Source organism: Pseudomonas sp. RIT-PI-o, from assembly GCF_001297215.1.
In the GTDB taxonomy this organism is placed as follows: Bacteria; Pseudomonadota; Gammaproteobacteria; order Pseudomonadales; family Pseudomonadaceae; genus Aquipseudomonas; species Aquipseudomonas moraviensis_A.
Window position 1 is genome coordinate 1 of the sequence record NZ_LHPA01000021.1, and the last position, 18,846, is coordinate 18,846.

At 58.8% G+C, this 18,846-nt stretch carries 15 protein-coding genes and 2 pseudogenes; 10 read left to right on the forward strand and 7 right to left on the reverse strand.

All coding sequences use genetic code 11. The annotated features are described in order from the left end of the window. The coding region (locus AEQ63_RS10990; RefSeq protein ID WP_064363413.1) for a hypothetical protein at positions 1-313 on the reverse strand (313 nt) is incomplete at its 3' end. A 3-nt stretch (positions 314-316) separates the two neighbouring features. On the opposite strand from AEQ63_RS10990, the pseudogene AEQ63_RS28940 reads away from it, so the two are divergent. The 3 genes and pseudogenes from AEQ63_RS28940 to AEQ63_RS11000 form a co-directional block, all read left to right on the forward strand. Further along, positions 317-586: pseudogene (locus AEQ63_RS28940) on the forward strand (type II secretion system protein); the annotation flags it as partial. A gap of 235 nt (positions 587-821) precedes the next feature. Continuing rightward, positions 822-2,000 (forward strand): hypothetical protein, encoded by a 1,179-nt coding sequence (locus tag AEQ63_RS10995; protein ID WP_064363414.1) that lies wholly within the window; start codon positions 822-824, stop codon positions 1,998-2,000. A 441-nt stretch (positions 2,001-2,441) separates the two neighbouring features. After that, positions 2,442-2,686 (forward strand): annotated as a pseudogene (locus AEQ63_RS11000) (prepilin-type N-terminal cleavage/methylation domain-containing protein); the annotation flags it as partial. Positions 2,687-2,753: 67 nt separating this feature from the next. Here AEQ63_RS11000 and AEQ63_RS11005 read toward each other — a convergent pair. Next, the gene (locus AEQ63_RS11005) at positions 2,754-4,001 is read right to left on the reverse strand and encodes a hypothetical protein (RefSeq protein WP_064363415.1); all 1,248 of its coding nucleotides are present in this window, start codon (positions 3,999-4,001) and stop codon (positions 2,754-2,756) included. 194 nt (positions 4,002-4,195) lie between these two features. Here AEQ63_RS11005 and AEQ63_RS11010 point away from each other — a divergent pair, with 194 nt between their 5' ends. The 3 genes from AEQ63_RS11010 to AEQ63_RS11020 all read left to right on the forward strand — a co-directional run bounded on the left by AEQ63_RS11010 (position 4,196) and on the right by AEQ63_RS11020 (position 6,461). After that, positions 4,196-5,248 (forward strand): hypothetical protein, encoded by a 1,053-nt coding sequence (locus tag AEQ63_RS11010; RefSeq protein ID WP_152972348.1) that lies wholly within the window; start codon positions 4,196-4,198, stop codon positions 5,246-5,248. 161 nt (positions 5,249-5,409) lie between these two features. Beyond that, positions 5,410-5,856, forward strand: coding sequence for a type II secretion system minor pseudopilin GspH (gene gspH / locus AEQ63_RS11015; protein WP_064363417.1), 447 nt, complete (start codon positions 5,410-5,412; stop codon positions 5,854-5,856). Next, complete coding sequence (locus AEQ63_RS11020) at positions 5,853-6,461, forward strand: prepilin-type N-terminal cleavage/methylation domain-containing protein (RefSeq protein ID WP_064363418.1); 609 nt, start codon at positions 5,853-5,855, stop codon at positions 6,459-6,461. Before gspH ends, AEQ63_RS11020 begins: the two co-directional genes overlap by 4 nt. A 372-nt stretch (positions 6,462-6,833) precedes the next feature. Here AEQ63_RS11020 and AEQ63_RS11025 read toward each other — a convergent pair whose 3' ends face one another. The 3 genes from AEQ63_RS11025 to AEQ63_RS11035 are packed head-to-tail and all read right to left on the reverse strand — an operon-like array spanning position 6,834 to position 9,075. Beyond that, positions 6,834-7,772, reverse strand: coding sequence for a FecR family protein (locus AEQ63_RS11025; protein WP_064363419.1), 939 nt, complete (start codon positions 7,770-7,772; stop codon positions 6,834-6,836). A gap of 32 nt (positions 7,773-7,804) precedes the next feature. After that, a complete protein-coding gene (locus AEQ63_RS11030) occupies positions 7,805-8,356 on the reverse strand; it encodes an RNA polymerase sigma factor (protein ID WP_042606800.1) in 552 nt (183 codons plus the stop codon). Continuing rightward, positions 8,353-9,075 carry a secretin and TonB N-terminal domain-containing protein gene (locus AEQ63_RS11035; protein ID WP_064363420.1) on the reverse strand — a complete coding sequence of 241 codons (723 nt, stop codon included), beginning with the start codon at positions 9,073-9,075 and terminating at the stop codon, positions 8,353-8,355. The genes AEQ63_RS11030 and AEQ63_RS11035 overlap by 4 nt, the downstream gene beginning before the upstream one ends. A gap of 165 nt (positions 9,076-9,240) precedes the next feature. Here AEQ63_RS11035 and AEQ63_RS11040 point away from each other — a divergent pair, with 165 nt between their 5' ends. Continuing rightward, positions 9,241-9,528, forward strand: a complete 288-nt coding sequence (locus AEQ63_RS11040) for a hypothetical protein (RefSeq protein ID WP_442965707.1) — start codon at positions 9,241-9,243, stop codon at positions 9,526-9,528. Positions 9,529-9,764: 236 nt separating this feature from the next. Here the strand turns inward: AEQ63_RS11040 and AEQ63_RS11045 are convergent, their stop codons facing one another. Next, positions 9,765-10,205: a carboxymuconolactone decarboxylase family protein gene (locus AEQ63_RS11045; RefSeq protein ID WP_064363689.1), complete on the reverse strand. Its 441-nt coding sequence runs from the start codon at positions 10,203-10,205 to the stop codon at positions 9,765-9,767. A 313-nt stretch (positions 10,206-10,518) separates the two neighbouring features. Here AEQ63_RS11045 and pdxR point away from each other — a divergent pair, with 313 nt between their 5' ends. The 3 genes from pdxR (at position 10,519) to AEQ63_RS11060 (ending at position 13,418) form a co-directional block, all read left to right on the forward strand. Further along, complete coding sequence (gene pdxR / locus AEQ63_RS11050) at positions 10,519-11,952, forward strand: MocR-like pyridoxine biosynthesis transcription factor PdxR (protein WP_064363422.1); 1,434 nt, start codon at positions 10,519-10,521, stop codon at positions 11,950-11,952. Positions 11,953-12,075: 123 nt separating this feature from the next. After that, positions 12,076-12,369: an antibiotic biosynthesis monooxygenase family protein gene (locus AEQ63_RS11055; protein WP_064363423.1), complete on the forward strand. Its 294-nt coding sequence runs from the start codon at positions 12,076-12,078 to the stop codon at positions 12,367-12,369. 647 nt (positions 12,370-13,016) lie between these two features. Beyond that, positions 13,017-13,418: a cupin domain-containing protein gene (locus tag AEQ63_RS11060; RefSeq protein ID WP_064363424.1), complete on the forward strand. Its 402-nt coding sequence runs from the start codon at positions 13,017-13,019 to the stop codon at positions 13,416-13,418. Between the two features lie 160 nt (positions 13,419-13,578). On the opposite strand, the gene AEQ63_RS11065 is transcribed toward AEQ63_RS11060, so the two are convergent. Continuing rightward, a complete protein-coding gene (locus AEQ63_RS11065; protein WP_064363425.1) occupies positions 13,579-18,474 on the reverse strand; it encodes an NAD-glutamate dehydrogenase in 4,896 nt (1,631 codons plus the stop codon). Positions 18,475-18,846 lie beyond the last annotated feature (372 nt).

Consider the following 18,846-nt stretch of genomic DNA (forward strand, 5'->3'; position numbering starts at 1 on the left):
CCCCAACCCCAACCTTCTCCCCCACCAAAAAACTCCTCGGCGCGCCATCATTCAAACTCAATATCGCCACCGTCCCACTCCCGCCCGCGATCACCCCACTCACCTTGATATCCACCGGTGCGGTCTCATTGGAGAACCACCGCAATGCCGGGCTATCACTCCTCGCCGCGAGCACTTGCGGGGCGGCTGCGGGTGTGTGGGATTCCGCCGAGGTCAGCAGCAGCGACGACCATGTCGCGATGCCCACCAGGGCGGTGAGCAGTGCCAGGGCCTGGACGGTTTGCGCCGGGGTAATCCGTGCGGTGAATTTCATGGGTTGTCGCTCCTTGTTGTCCCTGTTGCCAGCCTACGCGGCAATTCTCTCCGTTTTATTTCACATGCCTTACATGTTCGCCGGGCACGATGGGGTGGGACGCCAAGGAGCGCGTGGGTGATGAGCAGGCAGCGTGGTTTTACGTTGATCGAGTTGATGGTGGTGCTGGTGATCATCGGGATTGCCAGTGCGGCGATCAGTTTGAGTATCAAGCCCGATCCGTTGCAGTTGTTGCGCAAGGATGCCGAGCATGTGGCGCAGTTGCTGCAGGTGAAGGTATCCGGTGGGTAGATCGGCAGAGAGTGCTATCAGGCCGCGCCTACAGCGAGACCCTTGCGTTGCCGGGACACTTTAAGCCTGCCAGTCCTTCACACAAACGAATCCACGGTGTGTTTCGGAGCAGTTTCGTACAACTGCGGCCCCCAATTAGAAGAAGTGCTGATAACCTACCGCGCCACTATCGAGCCATCATTGGCACCAACACCCTCACCATGGATGGAACTAAACCATGAACACTTTCACCACAGCAGCTTCGGACCGAACCCGTGGTATTCCGCCACCCGGAACATGGCAGGAATTCCAGAGCTTCTGCGTAGACGCTTTTCCTTTAGTGCAACACAAATACAGTATCAGTCGTCGCCCGACTGCCAATTACTGGGTGTCGTCCGGATATGGAAAAAATGGTGACACTCAGAATGGCGTGGACATTTTCGACCATTTTTCAACCGCGACCATGCAGTGCAAGCGTGTCGTAAAATTTACTCTGGGGCATCTTGAAAAAGAACTGGATGCTCTGAAAGGTTACCACGCGCCTCTGAGCGCGCACTTCATAGTGACTTCACTCGAGGAAACGAACCAAACGGTGAGCACATACGTGGCACAGCACAACGCTGCGTTAGAGGATGAGGCGCACCCAGGGCAGGTGCCTCCCATGCTGCCCGCGGTACGACTCCCAAAGGTGTATGTGCTGAACTGGCCAGAGATCAAAGCGATTCTTTGTACCGACTTATTCTTGGCATGGAAGTGGGGGTTTCACCTAGCCCACCCGCAATACCATAACTTGAACGGGGTTGATCTCAAGACCGTGATCGGCGCCGCCAGCACCATGTCGTGTTCGTTGCCACCGGGAGGGGGCGGCAAATCTCCCAGAGTACTGGATGCGATCAATGTTCTGACTCAGTCGTTAGATGCCGTTGCCATTGCCTCGCTAGGCGAAACAGAGAAAGTTGCTTCCTCAACGTTTCATGGAATGAGGGAGTTTCTCGAACTCATGGCGGAAACCCGCGATATGGCTCGAAGAGTCAAACCCGCGTTGGCGCAGTGCGTGAGCCTGGATGGTGTCAGTAAGCGAGAAGGACTGAAAACGCTTAACCACGTCGTGACTTTTCAGGCCCGCATTGAAGCGTACAAATATCTGAACCGACTTGAGGGCATGATCGAACGCCTAATCAGTAACCTTGATCATGAGCATTTTTTTTCATACGGGCAGAAAGAATTGCACTATGAGGAAATGTCTGTCTGGGATACGGACGAAAGCACCCGGTACTACAATTTTTCTGAAAGTGACTCGGAGATCCCACCTTGGTACATCCCGGGGCAGCCGCTATCGCACGAGGCACGATTCATCGCGAATGAGATCCGCAAGGTTAGAGTGAACATAAAACCATCGAACATTCATTTTCGGTAGAACGCCTGTACGGAGCTGGGAGTGCTCCGCGCGCTTAGCGCTTGCGAAGCGCGTTTACTCGCTGGGAGTGCCTCGCATACCATTCTCCAACATCAATGCTCCGTTCGCTGACCTTTGATCTGCACTCAAACCGGGTGGTACTCACGAGCGCACCTTTGGACTCTTCCCGCGTTCATCGTAAGGAAGCGTTTAACCTAGTCACCACTCCCGTCATTCAATAAATCGGAGAACCTCAAGCCATTCACCTTGAGTAATCCACCGCACAAATACCTGCCCCCCGGCGAAATCTGAGCGGTGGGTAATCCGTGCCGTGAATTTCATGGGTTGTCGCTCCTTGTTGTCCCTGTTGCCACCCTACGCGGCAATTCTCTCCGTTTTATTTCACATGCTTTACATGTTCGCCGGGCACGATGGGGTGGGACGCCAAGGAGCGCGTGGGTGATGAGCAGGCAGCAGGGTTTTACGTTGATCGAGTTGATGGTGGTGCTGGTGATCATCGGGATTGCCAGTGCGGCGATCAGTTTGAGTATCAAGCCCGATCCGTTGCAGTTGTTGCGCAAGGATGCGGAGCGGGTTGCGCAGTTGTTGCAGGTAGCGCAGGCCGAGGCTCGCGCCGATGGGCGGCCGATTGCGATTGAGCGATGGTAAGGGGGTTTCGGTTCAGTCGCCACGGTCACAATGGCAAAAAAAAGGGGACTAGCTAATTTTCAGAAATTTAACTAGTCCCATTTTTTATCCATTGCTCAGAAAATTTCACCGGGGAGTGAGTCCATCCAGCGTTGTTTTAAGCGTGGAATCCGTAGCTTTCTTTGACACTTTCCACAGAACCTCACGATCCTCCTTGCTGAGTGGTATTTCCTCCTTTCCTTTCAGCAGAGCAGTTGATACTCCTAACTGATAGCGGTAACTGGCCTCCGGCATTACGTTAATAATTTCAGATTTCCTGCTGCTGTCTTGTTGAAGTAAATCCGAGAGACGAAGCCGGGCGTCGCGCCGCGTAAACGTATCTTGCGACTCAATATCAGCCAAAGCTCTTTCAAGCAAAGCCGCACGATTTTGGACCGGCAGTGAGGCGGGTAAAGCGCGTACATTTGATGATGCAAGCTCAACATCTTTTTGAAGTTCAGCTGGTGATACCGCAGGATAAATTTTGGCGACAGTCTGTTTGTCCAGCTCTGAAAGCTTCAGGGGCGATGGCACGACACATGGACCATTTGGGTTCTTCATGATTTGAGGGGGGAGCGAATACATCATTATTGAGTGGCTGTCTTTAGGGCCAGCCACGAAATCGGGATCGCTAAGGGCTATGAAGCCAAGATTTCTTTTAACTTCTTCCTCACTCCATTCGTTTGGAGGCTTTCCGTAGTAGTCGTAGACGTTTCCAGGGCCGGTCCATTTGATTTCGTTCTGACAATTAAGATTCGGGTTTTGATGCTCGTGCAACAATCCCAACGCGTGTCCAAACTCATGGAGAATAACCGCTTTGTCTTGGGCGGATGCCGCGGCCATCACCCCGTCTGGTGAAACCTTTCTTTCAGAATACTTCAAATTGAAACGCTGCAAATTCATGGACGGCGCAACAGGTTCTGCAATATTGACACTGTCTTTGCCTACCAATGACCAAAACCCCTGCTGACCGAAATGTACCTTTACTTCATAGAAACCTCCATTTTCTAGACAGTTGAAGCCTGAAGGAGATGGACCAAAGTTGAGCTTCACGCCGGAATACTGATTCCACTCACTGGCGACGTCTTTGATAAGTCGAGCAACGCTTTTATTTCCATCAAACATACACACACGCAACACCCGGCCGGCCTCCCAACGCCTATCACCCGCGTATGTGGAACTCTGCGCCGTGTCAGGTGAACTCGACTCGGGCGGCATTACGGTGTAGAGATATTGAATCGGTAAATTTTCGATGAAGGTAGCGTCTAGCTCCTTCGCGTGCGCAGCTCCCACCATCATCGGAAGGACTATCACTAACAATTTTTTTGGGCTCATGAGAGATGAACTCGATGAAAGTTGGGGGGGACAGCTACGACCGATTCGACGTAGGGTGGCGTTAGCAGCGCAAGCGACGACGACATATTCAAGAGTGTAGACAGTATTTTTCTGTCAAAAAAAAATTATGGGATGCAATTTTCCGTTCTCAAACTAGCATTGTCGTTACTTCATGCCATGAGAGCTTCCATCAAATGAAAAAATTAATGCTTGCTCTCCCGAGCTTCGCCTTGAGCTCCTGCGTGCTTTTCGACCCCTACGTGCATACGACAGGCAGTAATATCGAGGACGCGAAATCGACGAGGCAGATTTCATATGAGCTGCGTAAAACATTGGAGAATTCAGCTTCAAGCCAATCTTGGTACTCCAAAGGTAGCAGCACTGTACTGGCATCTCTATTGGGCTTTGGAGCATATAAAGGCCTAACGGGGGGTGGGGGCCACCAAATTTCGGCGTTGGCAACAGGGGCCGGTGTTACATATGGTTTACATGAGGTGCTCTACACACCTACCCGAGAGCAAATTTACTTGGGTTCTGTCGATACATTGCTGTGTCTGGATCGTATATATGACGGTTTCGATTCAAGTGTTGGGCAACAGTTGGCCGCCAAGTATTTCAAAAATCCTCGCTGGTCCGAATATGCCCCGCGCTACTATCAATATCTTTCGGTGGTCCAAGGTTATGAGGCGGAGTACCGCCATCGAGTCTTACAAGTACCGGCTGATGTCAATCAGCGGTTGTCTGCCCAACAACTCACCCCCGGTCAGAGTTTTGCCTTGATTTCCAATGCACTCTCCATCAACAAACCGCCTATACCGACGCCTGTTCCAGCTATGTTCCCTGGTGAGGTCAGTGTCGGAAACGATCCCGCGCTGCTTTTTCCTGACGTTGAAGATTGGGTGCGCAAAGCGGCTCAACGTGCCAGTGATTTTACCGACGAGCAATGCAAGGCTGGCGGAGCGCTGGCTCCATCTATCGTTCGCTCAGACAACGGGGCGGTACAGACAATTGGGTTATCGAAGCCAGTGCAGTACCCATTACAGAATACAAGCGGAATTCTCTCAACGTCAGTCACCCCTCAGGCCAACAGCGACCAGAATGCGGTTGAAAGCAAAATCATTGCCGATAAAGGTGCTTTTTGGCTCGAAATCGATGGAAAGGCCGCTACAACCAAGCCTGTCTGGGTTTCGATTATCGATCATGGTCGTAGCGGTGCTAGTGAGGGAGTTTGGGTTGAAGTGAAGTGAGTTGCTATATGAAAAGTACAAGGTTCAGGGTCGACTGAACATTGCAGAATCTCCTTTTAGTGTCGGCGACCACCCTACGCGGCAATTCTCTCCGTTTTATTTCACATGCCTTACATGTTCGCCGGGCACGATGGGATGGGACGCCAAGGAGCGCGTGGGTGATGAGCAGGCAGCAGGGTTTTACGTTGATCGAGTTGATGGTGGTGCTGGTGATCATCGGGATTGCCAGTGCGGCGATCAGTTTGAGTATCAGGCCCGATCCGTTGCAGTTGTTGCGCAAGGATGCCGAGCGGGTTGCGCAGTTGTTGCAGGTGGCGCAGGCCGAGGCTCGCGCCGATGGGCGGCCGATTGTGTGGGTGGCGGATGCCAAGGGGTTTCGGTTTGGCCGGCGTGGGGATGATGGCGTGGGGTTTGAGTCGTTCAAGGAGGATGCGCAGTTGCGCCCGCGTGCGTGGCAGAGCCCGAAGGTGGAGGTGCGTGTGGAGCCGCGGCAGACGGTGGTGTTGAATGCCGAGTGGATCAATCCGCCGTTGCGGCTGATTTTGTCTGATGGGGCCAATCGGCTGAGTGTGCAGCGCGATGGCAGTGGGCGGATCAGTATTCAATGAAGACTCAGCAAGGGTTCACTCTGATTGAGGTGATGGTCGCGATTCTGCTGATGGCGGTGGTGAGTCTGATTGCCTGGCGCGGGTTGGACAGTGTGACGCGGGCGGACAGTCATTTGCAGGCCAGCAGTGAGCAGAGCGATGGGTTGTTGCGGGTGTTGAATCAGTTGCAGCGGGATGTGGACATGCGCGCGGGGGTGGAGTTGAGTGAGCCGCGCAAGGTCGGGGCTGAGGATGAGGCGCCGACCGCACCGCCGGCGGTGACGGTGCGCAGTAGTGACAGCAAGGGGTTTCGGCTGGACATTATTCGTGGCGCGGCGGATCAGCCGGGGGCTTTGCAGCGGGTTCGCTGGTGGGTCAAGGGGGATACGTTGTATCGGGCGGTGGCTGAGGCGCGCAGTCGCTATCCGTTGCCGGCGCCTGTTAATGGCGTCGCTGTGTTAAACGAGGTGAGCGATGTGCAGGTGCGGGTTTGGGAGATCGATAAAGGCTGGCGGCAACTGAGTGGCAATCGGCGGGAGGACCCGTTGGGGTTGGAGATTAGCTTGAGTCGGCAGACGGCGCAGGGGGTTGAGCGGTATCGGCAGGTGATTGGGTTGTTGCAATAGCCGGGATCACCGCGGCTTTTTTGTAGGAGTGAGCCTGCTCGCGATTGCGGTGGGTCAGTCAATGTTGTTGCCACTGGTAGACCGCTTTCGCGAGCAGGCTCGCTCCCACAATTGAATTGGGGGCAGTCAGCTTTAGCTTGGTTGGCTGTTAGGCCGTTATCGCTGGCAAGCCAGCTCCCACAGAAAGCAAAAGCAAGATCAGAAGATCGCGGCCTTCGGCAGCTCCTACATTTGGATTGGGTGTAGGCAGTTGGGGATTGGGTGGCTGTGAGGCCGTCATCGCTGGCAAGCCAGCTCCCACAGAAGGCAAGATCAAGATCAAAAGATCGCGGCCTTCGGCAGCTCCTACAGTTGGATTGCGCTGGGCTTTGGTTAGCTGAGAACGACCACGCCGCCCGGCAGTTCGGTGCATTTGATGCCGTAGGCGTCGCGGATAAGCAATGCGACACCCGCGAGTTGGTCGAGGTTGAAGCGGGCCTGGACGCGGCGTTGGCCGAGTTCGCGGTTGAGCAGCAGGAGCATGCCGGGGCGATAGCGGTTGATTTCGTCGATCATCTGGCTGAGGGTCGCGCCGTTGAACACCAGCACTTGTTGGCGCCAGTTCATCACGGCGGCGGTGTCGACGGTTTGCACGTTGCCGATTTGCCGTGTGTCGTAGGTGATTTGCTGGCCCGCTTCGAGGCGCAGGTTGCGGCCTTCGATGGCGACGTCGACCGCGCCGTCGAGGCACGTGACGCAGACTTGCTGGTCGGTGTTGCGCAGGTTGAAGCGGGCCTGGCTGGCGCGCAACCACCCTGCTCCGGCCTGCATGGCCAGCGGCAGGCGTGCGGTTTGTACTTCGACTTCGCCGCTGACCAGTTCAAAACCCTGCACGCCGTTTTCGACGCTGCGCTGGTTGATGCGGGTCTGGGTGTTCAGTTCGAGGCTGACGCCTTGTGCCGGTTCGACCCGGCGTTGCTGGCCGACTTCGGTGATGTAGTCGGCGCCCAAGCCTTCGAAGCCGCCGGGAATCGTGCCGCGCACCAGCAGGAATGCGGCTGAGGCGGCAATTGCGCCGCCGAGAAATGCCCGTCGGCCGAAGCTGCGCCGGCCCTGCAAGGCTTCGGCGGCCGGTTGCAGGCGATGCCACAGGCGCTTGGTTTCTTCGAACGCCTGGGCGTGTTCGCCGCTCTGCGCGCACCATTCGCGCAGGGCGCGGGCGTCGGCGACGGTGGCGCGGCCCGAGGTTAGCAGGATCAGCCAGTCGCGGGCTTCGCTGTGCAGGGACTCGTCGGCCGAAGGCTCGGCGGGTTTCAGTCGAAAGATGTTCAAACGCGCAAATTCTCAACGGATTAATCGGGTCACTATTCGCTAGACGGTTTTCCGGCCCCGCGACCGAACCGCTGAAACACTTTTCTTTCCAGTTTCGCCGCGCAGAAGCTCAACGCGGCTTTGATTTCCTTCTCGACCATGCGCGTGGAAATGCCGAAACGCTGGGAGATTTCCAGGTGCGGCGCCTCCTCCAGCCGCGCGGCGATGAAGATCCGTCGACGCCGTGCGGGCAGTTCGTACAAGGCGCTGAGCAGGGCCTGCATTTCCTTTTGCCCGCCGACGACCCGCGCCGGATCGAGGGCTTCATCGCCCAGTTGCAGCAGTTCCTCGACTTCGGTGCCGGTGAGCAAACGCGCATCGGCCTGACGGCGGTCGGCGGCAATGTTGAGGGCCATGCGATACAGGTAGGCGTTGGGCTTGAGCAGGTTCGGTGGAGTCTCCATGCGATCGACGCGCAGCCAGGTTTCGTGCAGCACGTCGTTGGCCAGGTCCTCGGAGCCGAGGCGGCGGCGCAGGCGCACGCGAAAATCCTCGTAGGAGCTGAGGAACAGCTGGCCCATCAAGCTTTGTCCGGCGTCTTTCATCCCCCGGAAACTCCTTCCCATCTGGTGCATTCCATGCGTTTCCCTGACGACTCCGGTAACAACAGCAACGTGACCGGCTGGCGCAAGGCGCTGGGCGTCGGCCGATCGATTGTGAGGTTGCGAAAACTTTCCACCAGCGCGTTATCGCGCCGTACATCGCCGGTCGAAGTCACCAACCGGTTGTGCTGCACCACGCCGTCGCGCCCGACCCACACCTGCAACACCGCGCGATAACTGCCCGGCCGGGTCAGCGGCGAACGGCACAGTTTTCGCTCGATCGCTGCCTGCACCGCCGTCGCGTAACTGCGATTGACCGCGACAGCGGCCGGCGTGGGTTTGTCCGTCGGCGTTGGCAGATCCTCCACCTGCGCCGCTTGCAAGGTGAACGCGTCGGCGCGGGCGTAGCGTGCCATCAACCCGGTGCCGCCGAGCAAATGGCGCAAGGCGTCGGCGGCGGTGTATTCGCCATCCACGGCAAGGGAACGACGGCCCCGGCTCAACTGGCTGTCGACCAACACCGCGACGCCGGTGGCACGGCTGTACTGATCCAGCGCCCGAGCCAGTTCCTGCGCGGGGATGTGCAAGGTCATGCGCATATCCGCCGGTGCCGGATCAGCATTGACTGCGCTGGCCAGCAGACCGAGCAGCCACCCCAGACCCGCGCGGCGCACAAGCGTCGCCGAGCGCTGAAGACTGATCCGCGAACTGCCTCGCTGCACGACTGGCGCACCCCTGAAAATCGCTATCCTGCGGGGCATTTATGACTCTGGTATGACGGGCGGTGCAAAAAAACCATCACGGGTTTTGCGCCGCGCTTGCACTAGACTCAAACCCCAGAGCAGCCCAATCGGGCGGGCCAGGAGGCGGACATGAAAACACGGTGGATGTGGGTCTTGCTGATCACGATGGGCACGGCGCAGGCGGAGGAGCCGCTGGGCTGTGTCGAGGTCACGGTCGGCGGCTACAAGGCGCCGAATTACGATTGCCTGAGCCAGCAGATGGGCAACAATCCGGACGGCGCTGCGGCGGCGCAGAAAAACATGGAAGCGTTGAATGCGCCGGTGCACAAGCGACCGCCGACTCAGGTCGGGCTGGCGACGCCGGCGGCGACGAGTACGCGGATGGGGAATACGTTTGGCACCTCGGTGAAGCCGCAGCGGCCGGCCCACTGAAAACCATGCATTGAGGTGATCAATCTCTGTGTGGGCTGAGATTGCCATTTTGTAGCGAGGGAGCTTGCTCCCGCTGGGGTGCGTAGCGCCCCCAAAACTGCCGAACCGGTTTTGCCTGACCCACCGCATGCTCAGGCTTTGCGACTGCTGCGCAGCCGAGCGGGAGCAAGCTCCCTCGCCACAGGGTTGTGTGGTGATCAATCTCTGTGTGGGCTGAGATTGCCGGTGTGTGGTGATCAGTCACTCGGGGTCTGGCGGAAGCTGACGGCGAGGCGATTCCAGCTGTTGATGGTGCTGACGGCAACCGTCAGGTCCACCAGCTGACCTTCATCGAACTGCTCGCGCGCCTGCTGGTAGACGTCATCGGGCACGTGGCTTTCGGACAACAGCGTCACCGCCTCGGCCCAGGCCAGCGCGGCCCGTTCGCGGGGGTTGAAGAAGTTGCTGTCGCGCCACACAGCGATCGCATACAGGCGCCGGTCGCTCTCCCCGGCTCGCCGCGCGTCCACCGAGTGCATGTCGGTGCAGAACGCACAGCCGTTGAGTTGCGAGGCGCGGATTCGGATCAGTTGCAGCAGCGACGCTTCGATACTCAGGTTGCTGGTCAGCGCCTCCATGGCAATCATCGCTTTCATCGCCTTGGGCGACGCGTTGTAGTAATCCAGACGCAGGGACATGGCGCGGCTCTCGGCAGGCGGAATGATGAGTTCACGGTAAGGGCTGGCATGACCGCATGACAGACCCAATTTGACGATTAATGAGGACACCATCGAACCACCGCCACACACATTTCCCTGTAGGAGTGAGCCTGCTCGCGATAGCGATCTGTCATTCAACATTGATGGTGGCTGATCCACCGCCATCGCGAGCAGGCTCACTCCTACAAGGGACATGCGCCAATTTGCGGTTTTTACTCCACGCAACTACTGCCAAAAGCTCAACAACGCTAATCTGACCGACACTTCATTCACCTCCGGGAGCCTCGTCGGTATGGAACTTCATGTCGTGATCAACGGCCGCAAGGATCTCGCCGGTCAGTTGTATCAGCAGTTGCGCGCGGCGATTGAATCCGGGCGACTGGCGGCGGGTACGCAGTTGCCGCCCAGCCGCTTGCTGGCCGAGCAGTTGGGCATCTCGCGCAAGACCATTTCCGACACCTATGCGCAGCTGACCTACGAAAATTTCCTCACCGGGGTGATCGGCAAAGGCACTTACGTCAACGCCCGCCCCGCCCAGGTGCAGCGCAAGCAGAGCCACACCGAGCTGGCCAGTGCCGAGGTGATCGAGAGCTGGCGCAATCTGCCGGTGTTTCTGCGTCACCCGACGCTGGAGGGTTCGCTGCGCTACGACTTCATCGGTGGCGCCACCAGCAAGGGCCAGTTCCCGCAGGATGACTGGCGCCGCTGCGTCGCCCATGCGATGCGGCAGATGGCGCAGTCGAAAGGTTTCTACAGCGTCGCCGAAGGCTTGCCCGCGCTGCGCAACGCGATCGCCCGGCACATCGCCTTTTCCCGTGGCATCAATTGTCAGGACGAGGACATCGTCGTATGCAACGGCGCACAACAGGCGCTGGACCTGATTGCCCGCGTACTGACCCGTCCCGGCAGTCTGGTGGCGATGGAGGATCCCGGTTATCCGCCCGCGCGCTTGCTGTTCGGCACGCACGGCGCCGAGGTGGTCGGGGTGCCGGTGGATGTCGAGGGCATTCAGGTCGAGCAGATTCCCGACGGCACAAGGCTGATTTATGTAACGCCGTCGCACCAGTTTCCGCTGGGCATGGCAATGAGTCAGGCGCGCCGCGAGGCCCTGCTCGCCCGCGCTCATGAACTGGGCGCGATCATCATCGAGGACGACTACGACAGTGAATTCCGCTACGAAGGCCGGCCCACCGATTCGCTGTACAACCTCGATCAGCGCGGCATCGTCGCCTACGTCGGCACCTTCTCGAAAACCCTGCTGCCGGAGTTGCGCCTGGGCTACGCGATCCTGCCGCCGTCGATCATCGAGGCGGTGATTCGTGCCAAACAGTTGACCGATCTGCACGCCTCGACCCTGCCGCAATGGGCGCTGGCCAAGTTCATCGCCGAGGGCTGCCTGCTCAAGCACATTCGCCGCTGCCACACGATCTATGCGCAACGGCGCGAACGGATTCTCGAGCGCATGGCAGCCGATCTCGCGCCATGGCTGCAAGCCGTGCCAGCCAGTGCCGGGTTTCACATGGCGGTGTTCTGCAAGGTGCCGATTGATTTACCGCTGGTCATCGAGCTGGCGAAAAAGGTCGAAGTCGGCTTGTATGCGATCAGTGGTTTCTACTACCAGCAGCCGGCGAAGGAAGGCTTGTACTTCGGCTTCGGCGCCATCGAAACCCTTGATATCGACACAGCCCTCGATCGCCTGCGTGACATCCTCGAACAGCTGTCATGAGCCCTTGGTATAAGGCTTTTACCGCCGATTGGTTATTGGTGATTCATGGCGGCAGGCCTATTCTGCACAGGCGTTATCCCTCAGTGAGCAGGATTCGTCCGGCCTGATTCAGGAGTGTGAGCAATGTCCAACGAAGTGATCAACACGGTTCAGGTGAAGGCTGTTGCGGGCCGCTCGGAAGAGCTCGGCAAGCAATTGCAGAAGATCGTCGACACCCTGCGCGAAACCCCGGGCTGCGATTCCTACCTGGTCGACCGCTGCCCCGAGGACAGCCACCGCTGGACGGTCAGTGCGCGCTGGCAGTCGGAAGCGGCGATGCAGGCGCATTTCAACCGCCCCGAGGCGCAGGGGTTTATCGACCTGATCGATAGCCGCCTGGCCAATAGCGTCGATTTCAACAGCTTCCCAATCGTTTAAAAGCAAGATCAAAAGATCGCAGCCTTCGGCAGCTCCTACTCTGGAATGCGTTCCCCTGTAGGAGCTGCCGAAGGCTGCGATCTTTGCTTTTGACAAAGATTGGTCACCTGATCTTCCCGCATTGGCCGTTTGCCCCGGCCCGCAGGGGCAACAGCTTTCCCATCGTCTAGCACCCACCTGTGGCGAGGGAGCTTGCTCCCGCTCGGCTGCGCAGCAGTCGTCAAACCGGGCAAAGTGATTCTCCTGAAGGAATTGGATTGCAGGTTTTGGGGGCGCTGCGCACCCCAGCGGGAGCAAGCTCCCTCGCCACAGTTTCTCGCCTAAGTGGGTCATCTCATCTTCCCGCATTGGCCATTTGTCCGGCGCGCAGGAGCATCAGCTTTCCCATCATCCAGCACCCACCTGTGGCGAGGGAGCTTGCTCCCGCTCGGCTGCGCAGCAGTCGTCAAACCGGGCAAAGTGATTCTCCTGAAGGAATTGGATTGCAGGTTTTGGGGGCGCTGCGCACCCCAGCGGGAGCAAGCTCCCTCGCCACAGTTACTTGCCTTGCCTGGATTGGTCACCTGATCTTCCCGAATATTGGCCGTTTGAACCTGCCCCTTTGCGGCCTACTGTGATTACACCTCAACCCTCACAGGTAAACCGCCATGAAAGCCCTGCCCTTCTTCGCCGCTGCCCTCGCCTTCACCCTGTCCGCATCGGCGATGGCCCACGATCCGTCCGAGAAAATCACCGTCCTGCAGGAACAACTGCTGAAGAACGCACCCGGCAAGAAAGCCATGATGATCGAAGTCGACTACAAACCCGGCCAGTCCTCGATCGCCCATAAACACGAAGGCACCGCGATGGCCTACGTGCTGGATGGCGAAATAATTTCCCAAGTGAAGGGCGAACAGGCGATCACCTACAAGAAGGGCCAGTTCTGGTACGAGCCGGCCGGCTCCGAGCATCTGGTGTCGAAAAACGCCAGCTCGACCAAGCCTGCCAAGTTGCTGGTGTTCATGGTGCTGGCGCCGGATGAGCAGGTGCTTATCCCGTTGGAAAACTGATGGCCGGGTGATCAGCCATACATCAGCAGGAGGATGTACAGGTGGCGGCGTTGCAGGAGTGAGCCTGCTTTCGCCTTCCGTTGCGCCGATGCGTTCTGAATGACGGACAAGAAAAAGCCCCGCCTCTTTCGAGAGCGGGGCTTTTTCATTCAGCCACTACTTACGCCAGTTCAAGCTCGGCATTCGCGGTGGCAGCAGGCACGATCGCTTGCCCGCTCAACGCCAGATCCAGCAGTTCACGGTTAGCCACCGCGTACATGGCGTAGTCCGTGCCGCTTGCCGCGCGGATTTCCACCAGCATGGCGCGCCAGCGCTCGATCATGCTTTCGTGCTGGGCCATCCACAGTGCCAGGCGTGCTTCCACGTCCTGGGAGCCGTCGCCCTGTTGCAGGACGGAGATGGTGATCGCCCGCTGCTGCCAGTCGACGTCATCACGGAACGCTTCACGGGCCAGGGCCTGCCAGTTGTTTTCCACCGGCAGCGCGCTGATCTGTTGCAGGTACCAGGTGATGTCCAGCGCAGAGCCGACGGCGAAGTAGGCCTTGGCTACTTCGGCCGGGTTCTGCCCGGTGACGTCGGCCGCTTCGATGATCGGCAGCAGCGTGTACAGGTGCGAAGTGCCCGCAACCATCCGCGCCAGCAATTCCGGCACACCGGCTTCGACGTAGGCCTGATAGCGCGACTGCCAGTTCTCGCGGATTTCGCCGCTGAGCAGTTCGTCGAGTTTCAGGCCCAGTTCTTTCAGGTGCGGACCGAAATGCGCGACGTCACGGGCAGCGTTCTGCTCGTTGCGACGGGCACGCAGGAACCAGCGGGTGGCACGGCGCCCCAGACGCATCAACTCGTCCATCAGCTCCAGTTGCACGTCAGCGGAAACCTGGTAGTCCAGCGCTTCGATCTGACGGAACCAGTGCGGGAGGTGGAAGATGTCACGCACGATCACGTAAGCGCCAGCCACGTTCGCCGGGCTCATGCCGGTCGACTCTTTGAGTCGTTGCACGAAGGTGATGCCCATGTGGTTGACCAGATCGTTGGCGATCTGGGTGCTGACGATCTCGCGCTTCAGACGGTGACGACGCATGGCTTCGGAGAACTTGCTGACCAGGGTCGGCGGGAACGCCGTTTCCATGTCGCGGGTCAGGTAGTCGTCGTCCGGCACCAGCGAACCGAGCAGCTGCTCTTTCAAGTCGATCTTGCTGTAGGAAATCAGCACCGACAGCTCAGGACGAGTCAGGCCGTGGCCCTCCGCGACGCGCTCGGTCAGTTGCTCTTCGGTCGGCAGGAACTCGATGGCGCGATCCAGCTTGCCACGGCCTTCCAGATCGCTCATCAGACGCTTGTACTCAGCGATGCGCGCGTAAGCACGGCGCGCCGCCAGGGACAGGGCCTGAGTCTGCTTGTAGTTGTTGCCCAACACCAGATTGCCGACTTCGTCGGTCATGCTCGCCAGCAACTGGTTGCGTTGCTTGTCGGTCATGTCACCGGCCTGAACCACTTCGTTCAGCAGGATCTTGATGTTCACTTCGTGGTCGGAGCAGTCCACGCCACCGGCGTTGTCGATGAAGTCGGTGTTGGAACCGCCGCCATTGAGACCGAATTCCACACGACCCAGTTGGGTCATGCCGAGGTTACCGCCCTCGCCCACGACTTTGCAGCGCAGCTCGTTGCCGTTCACGCGCAGCGCGTCGTTAGCCTTGTCGCCGACATCGGCGTGGCTTTCGGTGCTCGCCTTGACGTAAGTGCCGATACCGCCGTTCCACAACAGATCCACCGGTGCCTTGAGCAAGGCATTGAGCAGTTCGGTCGGGGTCAGCTTGTCAGCCTGGATGTCGAAGCGTTCTTTCATCTGCGGCGAGATCGCGATGCTCTTAGCGCTGCGCGAGAAGATACCGCCACCTTCGGACATGATGCTGGTGTCGTAATCGGTCCAGGCCGAACGCGGCAGGTCGAACAGACGCTGACGCTCGACGAAGCTGGTCGCCGGGTTCGGGTTCGGGTCGATGAAGATGTGCATGTGGTTGAACGCAGCGACCAGTTGCAGCTTGTCGGACATCAATAGGCCGTTACCGAACACGTCGCCGGCCATGTCGCCGACGCCCACCACGGTGATGCTGTCTTCCTGGACATTGATGCCGCGCTCGCGGAAGTGGCGTTGTACGCCGACCCACGCGCCTTTGGCAGTGATGCCCATTTTCTTGTGGTCGTAACCGGCCGAACCACCAGAGGCGAACGCGTCACCCAGCCAGAAGCCGTAGTCGATGGCGATGCCGTTGGCGATATCGGAGAAGGTTGCAGTGCCCTTGTCCGCCGCGACCACCAGGTACGGGTCATCGTCGTCATGACGGACGACATTGACCGGCTGCACCAGCGCGCCGTCCTTGAGGTTGTCGGTGATGTCCAGCAGGCCGGAAATGAAGATGCGGTAGCAGGCGATGCCCTCGGCCGCGATCTCGTCACGGCTGCCGCCCAGTGGCAGGCGACGCGGCAGGAAGCCGCCCTTCGCGCCCACTGGCACGATGACCGAGTTCTTCACTTGCTGGGCTTTTACCAGGCCGAGCACTTCGGTACGGAAGTCTTCTTCACGATCGGACCAGCGCAGACCACCGCGAGCGACGTTGCCGAAGCGCAGGTGCACGCCTTCGACGCGTGGCGAGTAGACGAAGATTTCGAACTTCGGCACTGGCTTCGGCAGTTCAGGGATTGCATGCGGGTTGAACTTGAAGCTGAAGTACGACTTGTTCTGGCCGTTGGCATCCGTCTGATAGAAGTTGGTGCGCAGGGTGGCTTTGATCAGGTCGAGGTAACGACGCAGGATGCGGTCTTCGTTGAGCACCTGAACATCGTCCAGTGCGGTCAGAATCGCTTGTTCCAGACGCAGCTGCTTGTCTTCCAGATCATCGCTGCCGAGCTTGCGCGCCAGGTAGAAACGGGTCTTGAACAACCGGGTCAGTTCGCGAGCGATGTCGGTGTGGTTGTTCAACGTGCTGGCGATGTAACCCAGGTCGAAGCCCAGACGAATCTGCTTCAGGTAACGGGCGTAGGCACGCAGCAGCGCAACGTCGCGCCATGGCAGACCGGCGGTCAGCACCAGACGGTTGAACGCATCGTTCTCGGCATCGCCACGCACGATGTGCACGAACGCGTCCTGCAGGGTGTCGTTGAGTTGCTGGATGTCGAGGTCCAGACCTTCGGCGGCGGTAAAGGCGAAATCGTGAATCCAGAATTCGCGGCCGTTGGTGTGGCGCAGGCGATACGGGAATTCACCCAGTACGCGCAGGCCGAGGTTTTCCAGAATCGGCAGGACGTCGGACAGCGCCAGCGGCGTGTCGGCGTGATACAGCTTGCAATGCAGCTCGCGCTGGCCGGAAACCTGGCCCAGCGGCTGGTAGAAGCTCATCACCAACGGATTTTTTTCGTTGAGGCTCAGCAGGTGCTGCATGTCGACCACGGCCGAATGCGCCGCGAAGCGCTCGCGGTAACCGGCCGGGAAGCCTTTCGGGAAGTCGGCCAGCACATTGGTGCCATGGGCTTCGCCGAAGCTTTCGACGGTCAGTGCGGCGTAGTCGTCCTGCCAGCTGCGGCAGGCCTGGACCACTTCTTTTTCCAGCAGCACCGGGTCGATGTCGAGGCGGTTCTTCGGATCGACGCGCAGAATCAGCTGCACGCGGGCCAGAACCGACTCGGAGAAGAACGTCCAGAATTCGCAGTCAGAGGCTTTCAAGCGCTCCATCAGCACTTGCTGGATCTTCTGGCGGACTTCGGTGGAATAGATGTCGCGCGGCACATAGGCCAGGCAATAGCAGAAGCGACCGTACGGGTCTTTGCGCAGGAACACGCGGATCTTGTTGCGTTCCTGGATCTGCACGATCGACATCACGGTGGTGAACAGCTCGTCGACCGGGGTCTGGAACAGGTCGTCACGCGGCAGCACTTCGAGCACCTGCGCCAGTTCCTTGCCCAGGTGAGCCTTGGACTGGAAGCCCGAGCGGCGCTCGATTTCTTCGACCTTGCGGCGGATGAACGGGATGACCCGCACGCTCTCGCCATACACCGCCGAGGTGTACAGGCCCATGAAGCGGTGTTCCTTGATGACTTTGCCGTCGGCGTCGATTTCACGGATCGACACGTAGTCCGGGTAGGCCGGACGGTGCACACGGCTCGGGTGCGCAGCCTTGGCGAACGACAGCAGGGTCGGTTCGCGCAGGTAGGCGACGGCGTAGTCTTCGATGCGCAGGTCTTCGTAGGTCAGGCCGGTGCGCAGCAGTTTGGTCAGGCCGAGGAAGGAGTTCTGGTCGTACTCGATGTGGCCGCCATCGGCCTGATCGGTGACCACGAACTCTTCGTAGCCGAGGAAGGTGAAGTGGTTGCCCACCAGCCATTCCAGGAAGCTTTTGACTTCGTTCTTCTCGTCGGCATCAACCGGATAAGCGCTGTTGTCGAGACGGGTGAGGATGTCCTGCACCTTGGCTTTCATCGGCTCGAAGTCAGCAACGGCGACGCGCACTTCACCGAGCACCTGCTCAAGCTCTTTGCTCAGCACATTGAGCTCGGCCGCGTTGGCGCAACGGTCGATTTCCAGATACATCAGCGATTCGTGCAGTACGCCTTCGCCGGTGCTGCCTTTTGGCAGGATTTCCAGCAATTCGCCCTTGCTGCCACGACGCACGCTGAGCACGGTGGTCTGCAAGGTGTGAATGCTGTAGCCGCGACGGTTCAGCTCGGTGCGCACCGAGTCGACCAGAAATGGCAGGTCGTGGTGCAGCACTTCGACCGCGGTGTGGGTCGACTGCCAGCCGTGGCGTTCGTAATCGGGGTTGTAGACACGCACTTGCGGTTGCGCGTGATCGAAGCGCTCAAGCAGGCGCCACGCAGAGAGAGTACAGCCAGCGAGGTCGGAGAGGCGACGTTGAGTCAGCTCGTCCAGGGAAATGATGCCGAAGAATTGTTCAGCGAACAGCGCCACTTGTGGCAGTGCCTGTTCACTGATGTGCTGCGCCAGTGCCGCTTGCAGTTGGTGCTGGAAGTCGGCTTTGCTGGCTGCGGTGAAGAACGCCATCTGTGGTACTCCGCTTAAGCTTGTTATTGATGGAAAGCGTCGCGTGCAACAGCCCTTTCGGGCCTCGTGTCGCCCTGTTCCTGATTCTCGGGCAGAGGAAACAGGGAGACAGGTGGGTGAAGCTGGACGGGACACTCAGGTCACATTCACCTTCCATGAATGAGCATCTGCAAAAGCGACTGCCAGCGCCGCCAGCAATGCCTTTACGGGTGCTCATCCGTTGCGCAGCTTAATGGGTGCGACAATGTGTCTGCTTGCGGTGCTGCGACATATTCGGTCATTGGCACGTAAATGCAGGGTTTCGCCTGCTTCAACACTAGCAGGCGTGGACTCAAACGCAGGTTCGAAACCCCGGTTTCACGGGACTTTCGT